The organism is Myxococcus sp. AB025B, assembly GCF_006518215.1.
GTDB lineage: Bacteria > Myxococcota > Myxococcia > Myxococcales > Myxococcaceae > Myxococcus > Myxococcus fulvus.
In genome coordinates, this window is the sequence record NZ_SRLW01000434.1 from 1 (window position 1) to 6,275 (window position 6,275).

Genomic DNA, 6,275 nt, shown 5'->3' on the forward strand with positions numbered 1-6,275 from the left:
CTTCAAGGCCCAGCCCGCCCTGCCCCCGGATGGGTTCTTCGAGGGCTGGGGCCTCAAGAAGCTCATCAAGGCCCACCCCGGCCTGGAGAGCACGCCCCGGCTGGCCTCGGACGCACCCGCGGCCGCGTTGATCCGCGGGCTGCGCCCCTTCATCAACCACCTGGACAAGCCCGAGTCGCCCCTGGCGCTCACCCGGCCCCTGTCCCAGGTGCTGTCGGCCCCCTCCTCCTTCCAGGGCGGCCACGATGGCCTGCGAGAGCTGCTCACGCGGCGCCTGGCGGAGCTGGGCGGAGACGTGCTCGGCCGCGACAGCCCCTCGGGCTTCATCGTCGACGAGATGTCCTTCGACGGCAGCAAGTTCGCGGGCGTGAAGCTGGTGCGCTCGGACACGCTCTACCGCGCCTCCTGCCTCGTCGCCGCCACCGACTCCGGTGCGCTGCGCAGGCTCGTGACGGACAAGAAGCACCACCGCGGCCTGCTCGAGCACCTGGACCAGTCCACCACGAAGTCCCTGCTCTTCACCGTCAACTGGGTGGTGCCCGAGTCCGCGCTCCCCCGGGGCCTGGGGGAGCTGACGCTCGTGGACACGCAGGACGCGGAGCTGGGCCCCATGCTGCTGCAGCTCCACCCGGCGCGCACCACCGCCTCGGGCGGCAAGGAGGGCAAGGACGTGGAGGGCGTGCGCGTGGTCTGCGCCGGCGTCTTCGTCCCGGCGTCCGCGCGGGAGCTGGGCGACGAGCACCTGCAGGGGCTGGCCGTGCGCATCGACGGGCAGCTCGACGCGCTGATGCCCTTCACCGCGCCCCATCGCCTGCTTCGCTCGGTCCCCTACCTGGACGCCAGCGGCTCCCGAGGGACGCGGCTGATGCCCCATCCCCTCTACAGCTTCGAGTCGGAAGCCTTCCTGGGCGTCACCGGTTTGCCCCAGCGCACCCCGGTGAAGAACCTGCTGCTCGCGGGCCGCGAGGTGCTCCCGGGCCTGGGCCTGGAGGGCGAGCTGCTCGCGGGCGTACGGGCCGCCAGGCTCGTTCAGGACATGTTGAAGAAGAAGGATCCGCTCAAGGGCTGATCCAAAACGGCTGAAAGGCTGGATTTCCAAGCGGCTTTCTGGCAGGTTCCGCCGCTCTTTAATCGGCAGGCGTCCAACGCCCCAGTTTTCAAGGAGTTAGAGGTCATGGCGTGGAAGTGTGACATCTGTGGCAAGCGTCCGCTCGTCGGCAACAACGTCAGCCACGCGAACAACAAGACCAAGAAGCGGACCCTCCCGAACCTCCAGAAGATTCGGGCCAGCGTCGAGGGTCGCACGGAGCGCGTTCTGGCCTGCACCCGCTGCATCAAAGCGGGCAAGGTGACCAAGGCAGCTTGAAGTCTGGCGCTCGGGGGTGGGTTCCTCTCGCGCTTCATTCACGAAACTCCCTCCCACCGAGCGGCTTCACCCCCGCGCGGACGGCCTGGATCTGCTTTCTCTCGGGTCGGTCGTCCGCCGGTTACATGACGAGGACGTGGTCGCCGTCCGTGCGGTTCGCCCCGCGCTGCCCGCTGTCGCCCGAGCCGCGACCGCCGTCGTGGCCGCGTTGCGGGCGGGAGGACGGCTCCTCTACATCGGCGCTGGCACGAGTGGACGTCTCGGCGTCCTCGACGCCAGCGAGTGTCCTCCGACCTTCGGCAGCGCCCCCACCCAGGTCCAGGCCCGCATCGCGGGTGGACGCCGGGCGATGACGCATGCCGTGGAGGGCGCCGAGGACGACGTCGAGGCGGGCGTCCGGGACGTGGCCAACTTCGCCGCGAGCCCCCGGGACGTCGTCTGCGGCATCTCCGCGAGTGCTTCCACTCCCTATGTCCGCGGCGCGCTGCGCGAGGCGAAGCGGCGAGGCGCCCACACGGTGCTGGTGTGCTGCAACCCGCCTGGCACTCGCGCGGACGTGGACACGCTGGTGCTGGCGCGCACGGGGCCGGAGCTGGTGGCGGGCTCCACGCGGCTGAAGGCCGGCACGGCGACGAAGCTCATCCTGAATGCCATCACCACCGCGGCCTTCGTGGCGCTGGGCCGGGTGTACCGGGGACGGATGGTGGGCATGCGCCCCGTCAACGCGAAGCTGCGGGCCCGCGCCGCGCGCATGGTGGCCGAGCTGACCGGACTTCCCGGCGAGGACGCCGAGGCGCTGCTCGCGAAGGCCGGGGGCGAGGTCCGGGTCGCGGTGGCCATGGCCTTCACGGGCCTGGGCGCCCGGGAGGCCCGGAAGCGTCTGGAGGAGAACGGCTTGCGCGCGCTCGGCCGCTCCGGACGTAAGGGCGAGCACGCATCGGCCGCCCGCCCGCCCGCTCCCCGAAAGCGGCGTGTGGGGACCGGGCCTTAGACTTGGAGGCATGCGCCTTCCGCCTCCCCTCTCCGATTCCGAGCGCCCGCGCCTGTGCATCGGGCTTTTGTCCGGCACCAGCGCGGACGCGGTGGAGGCCGCCCTGTGCGAGGTGACTGGCACGGGCGGCGGCGCTCGGCTGCGCCTGTTGTCCCACGTCTCGGCGCCCTTCCCTCCGAACGTGGTGGCGCGGATGCTGGGTCCTCAGGACTCGCACTCGCTCAGCCGGCTCGACTTCGAGCTGGGGGAGTACTTCGCCCGCGCCGCGCTCCAGGTGATGGAGCAGGCGGGCGTGGCGCGCTCGGACGTGGCCGCCATCGGCTCCCACGGCCAGACGATGGCCCACCATCCCCCCGGCACCACCGAGGTGCCCTCCACCCTGCAGATCGGCGAGCCGTCCGTCATCGCCGAGCTCACGGGCCTGCCCGTCGTCAGCGACTTCCGCACCCGGGACGTGGCCGCCGGTGGCCATGGCGCGCCGCTGGTACCCTACTTCGACTGGGTGGCCTTCCGCGGACTCCAGGCCCCTCGCGCGCTCCAGAACCTGGGCGGCATCGCCAACGTGTCCGTCGTCGGGCCGCGCCTGGACGACACCTTCGCGTTCGACACCGGCCCCGGGAACATGGTGCTGGACGGCCTGGCCCGGCGCGCGACGCACAACCGGCTGGCGTGTGACCTGGACGGGACGCTCTCCGGCCAGGGCCGGGTGATTCCGGAGCTGCTCGAGGAGCTGCTCACCGACGACTTCCTCGCCCGACCGCCTCCGAAGAGCACGGGACGTGAGCGCTACGGAGACGCACTGGTGGAGCGGCTCTGGACGATTCACCCGGACCGGGCGAATGACCTGCTGGCCACCGCGTTGGAGCTCACCGTGGAGAGCACCGCGCGCGCCTACGAAACCTGGGTTTTTCCCCGAGCGCCGGACCTGGAGGCGATGTACGTCTCCGGGGGCGGTACACGGAATCCCCGGTTGATGGCGCGGCTCGAAGCGCGACTGGCTCCCCTCCCCGTGCGCCGGCTTGATAGCCTTGGATTTCCAGAAGGCGCGAAGGAAGCGGCCTTGTTCGCCCTGCTGGCCGCCGAGTACCTCGTGGGAACCCCCGCGAATGTCCCGTCCGCAACTGGCGCGAAGCGTCGAGTCGTTCTAGGAAAGCTGACACCGTGAGCAGCGTGAACCTGATGGCCCGCGAGGTGGCCGCCAAAATCGTCTTCTATGGACCTGGCTTGTCCGGGAAGACGACCTCGCTGCGGAAGATCTACGAAACCGTCCGGCCCGCGCACCGGGGCGAGATGATGTCCATCGCCACCGAGGGGGACCGGACCCTCTTCTTCGACTTCCTCCCCGTGAAGGTGGAGCGCGTCGGGGACTGCTCGGTGCGGCTGGCGCTGTACACCGTGCCCGGCCAGGTCTTCTACAACGCGACCCGGAAGCTGGTGCTCCAGGGCGCCGACGGCGTCGTGTTCGTGGCGGACTCGCAGCCGGAGGCCATGGACGCCAACCGGGAGTCGCTGGCGAACCTGGAGGAGAACCTCTTCGAGCACGGCATCCGGTTGGACCGCTTCCCGCTGGTGATGCAGTGGAACAAGCGCGACCTGGACCACGTGCTGCCCGTGGAGCAGCTGCGCCAGGAGCTCAACCCGCGCGGCGTGCCCGACTTCGAGACCGCGGCCACCAACGGCCGGGGCGTGCTCGACACGCTCAAGGCCATCACCCGGCTGGTCATCAAGGACCTGCGCGCCAAGCGCATCGTCCCGCCGCCCCGCCCCGTGGCGCCCGCCGGCGGCGCTCAGCCCGCGGGCCTGGAGGCCCAGCTCGCCCAGCACCTTCAGCACCGCCAGCCCCCGTCCGCGCCCCCCGTGGCGATGTCCGGCGGCCACGCTCCCGCGATGGCGGTGATCCCCAACACGCCCGTGCCGCATCGGCCGTCGGGCTCGTTCCCCGCCATCGCCCCTCCGCCCCGCGTGGAGCCGGTGACGCCGCCGCCCGTGGCGCCGGCCGTCATGGCTCCGGCCGTGGTGGCCCAGCCCGCGGGCCCCAAGCTGCTGGGCGCCGCGAGCGCGCTGGCGCCGGGGGACTTGTTCGACCATGCGCGCGCCGCCGAGGCCGCGTTCATGGCGGGCAACTACTCCACCTGCGTCACCGCGTGCACGGACGCCATCCGGCGCGCGCTCGCGTACGCGGGCGAGGGCACGCTGGCGCAGCAGGCGTTCCTGTTGCGCATGGATGGCGCGGACCTCTTGCGCGTGCAGGGCCTCTCCACCCAGTCGCACCTGCGCGTGGACGACGCGGCCTTCGCGCTCTACGTGCTGATGCAGTCCTTCGCGCGGCTCAACGCGGTGGGCCTGCCCGCGTCGGAGTGAAGCCCCCGCCCTTCAGCGAGGGGCGGTGAGCTGGAGCAGCCCCATCCGGAGCAGCTTCGCCAGCGTCTTGAGCGTCTCCAGCTCCCGCGAGGGGCTGGCCAGGACGATGGTGGACACATCCCACGTCCCGCTCACCAGGCCCGCGATCTGCCGCTCCTCGGGCTTGAGCAGCGCCATGCCCTGCGGGTCGTGCACGACGACGGGAATCAGGAGCGGCGGCATGTCCGAGTAGAGCGCGGCCACGTGCTCGCGCTGCACCAGCCGGGCGAACTCGCGCACGCGCCGGTCCGCGGGGTCGCTCGCGAGCAGCGACGCGCAGACGATGCCCGCCGCGTCGTACTGGCCCTCGCGCATCAGCACCGCGCCCTTCTCCAGCATCTCCGCCACCGGGTCCGCCTCCACCTGCGGCGCGCCCTCCACCTCCACCAGCTTCGAGCGCAAGAGCTCGTACACCCGCCGCGTCACCGACGAGCGCGACACGCCCATCGACAGCCGCAGCCGCCCCAGGTTCTGCGGCGTGGCGCACAGCCCCAGGATGATTCGGTGCATCAGCGGCTGGCTGGGGCTCGGCGGCGCCAGCGCGCGCACGCTGAGCGCGTCGATGGGCAGCGCCTTGTCCACGTCCGGCTGCTCATCCACCCAGCGCAGGGACTCGAAGAGCAGCTCGCGGATGCCCATGTCCGACGGCACCCAGTCCTCGCCCGAGCGGTCCGCGTCCTCCGTCCAGTGGAACGTGCCGCGCCCTGCAATCGTCAAGTCCGTCATCGCCGCGAACAGCTCCTCGCGGCCGAGGTCGCGAATCCACCGGGCCTGGATGCCGTGCACATCGAAGGCGGCGTCCACGTCGGGCGTGCGCGACAGCTCATCGAAGGCGGCGAGCACCTTGGTGCCCGAGGCCAGCTTCGCCAGCGCGAGCAGCCGGGCCACGCGGCCGCGAAGCCCCTCGGAGGCGGTGGCTCCCACCTGGCCGGAGAGCAGGAAGAGCTTCCGCTCGCCGGCCTCCCAGGAGAGCTGGAGCGTGCCCGTCTTGCGGGAGCTGTCCAACCATTGAAGGAACTCGGGAAGCGGGTAGCTGAAGAGGTCGCCGTGGAGGGCCATGCGGTATGCGTTCGAGGATACAGTCACGAGCCGTGCGCGTCGCGCTCCTCTTCATCGATGGCGTGGGCATCGGCCGGAAGGACCCGGCCATCAACCCGCTCGCCCACCGCGAGCACCTGCTTTCCCGCTTCCAGGACGCCCCCAGCCCCCCGCTGCCCGACGGCGGCCTGTGTATCCCGGTGGACACGACCTTCGGTGTGTCCGGTCGGCCCCAGTCCGCTTCCAATCAGACGGCCATCCTCACCGGAGAGCCCGCGCCCGCGCTGCTCGGCCAGCACGTGCTGGGCTACCCCAACGCGGCCCTGCGCGCGCTGCTCGCCGAGCGCTCCATCGTCAAGCGCCTGCGCGCCGCCGGCCGTGAGGCCACGTTCGCCACCGCCTACCCCGCCGCGTACCTGGACGCGCTCGAGGTCCCCCGACGCCCCACCACCTCGCCTCCGGAGTTCACCCCACCGCCCG

Annotated in this window: 6 protein-coding genes and 1 pseudogene; 6 read left to right on the top strand and 1 reads right to left on the bottom strand. The window is 71.6% G+C overall.

Features of this window, described 5'->3' with window-relative positions; genetic code table 11:
* From FL311_RS40025 to FL311_RS40045, 5 genes are all read left to right on the top strand, one after another.
* The coding region (locus FL311_RS40025) for a desaturase (RefSeq protein ID WP_141332901.1) at nt 1-1,069 on the top strand (1,069 nt) is incomplete at its 5' end.
* 105 nt (nt 1,070-1,174) lie between these two features.
* Nucleotides 1,175-1,366, top strand: coding sequence for a 50S ribosomal protein L28 (gene rpmB / locus FL311_RS40030; protein ID WP_043403428.1), 192 nt, complete (start codon nt 1,175-1,177; stop codon nt 1,364-1,366).
* 16 nt (nt 1,367-1,382) lie between these two features.
* Nucleotides 1,383-2,357 carry an N-acetylmuramic acid 6-phosphate etherase gene (locus tag FL311_RS40035; protein ID WP_141332902.1) on the top strand — a complete coding sequence of 325 codons (975 nt, stop codon included), beginning with the start codon at nt 1,383-1,385 and terminating at the stop codon, nt 2,355-2,357.
* A 10-nt stretch (nt 2,358-2,367) separates the two neighbouring features.
* On the top strand, nt 2,368-3,522 hold the full coding sequence (locus FL311_RS40040; protein ID WP_141332903.1) for an anhydro-N-acetylmuramic acid kinase: 1,155 nt from the start codon (nt 2,368-2,370) through the stop codon (nt 3,520-3,522).
* The gene (locus FL311_RS40045) at nt 3,519-4,718 is read left to right on the top strand and encodes an ATP/GTP-binding protein (protein WP_141332904.1); all 1,200 of its coding nucleotides are present in this window, start codon (nt 3,519-3,521) and stop codon (nt 4,716-4,718) included. Before FL311_RS40040 ends, FL311_RS40045 begins: the two co-directional genes overlap by 4 nt.
* Nucleotides 4,719-4,730: 12 nt before the next feature.
* Here the strand turns inward: FL311_RS40045 and FL311_RS40050 are convergent, their stop codons facing one another.
* Nucleotides 4,731-5,816, bottom strand: a complete 1,086-nt coding sequence (locus FL311_RS40050) for a DUF4388 domain-containing protein (RefSeq protein ID WP_141332905.1) — start codon at nt 5,814-5,816, stop codon at nt 4,731-4,733.
* Nucleotides 5,817-5,848: 32 nt separating this feature from the next.
* Between FL311_RS40050 and FL311_RS40055 the strand changes: the two are divergent.
* Nucleotides 5,849-6,275: pseudogene (locus tag FL311_RS40055) on the top strand (metalloenzyme); the annotation flags it as partial.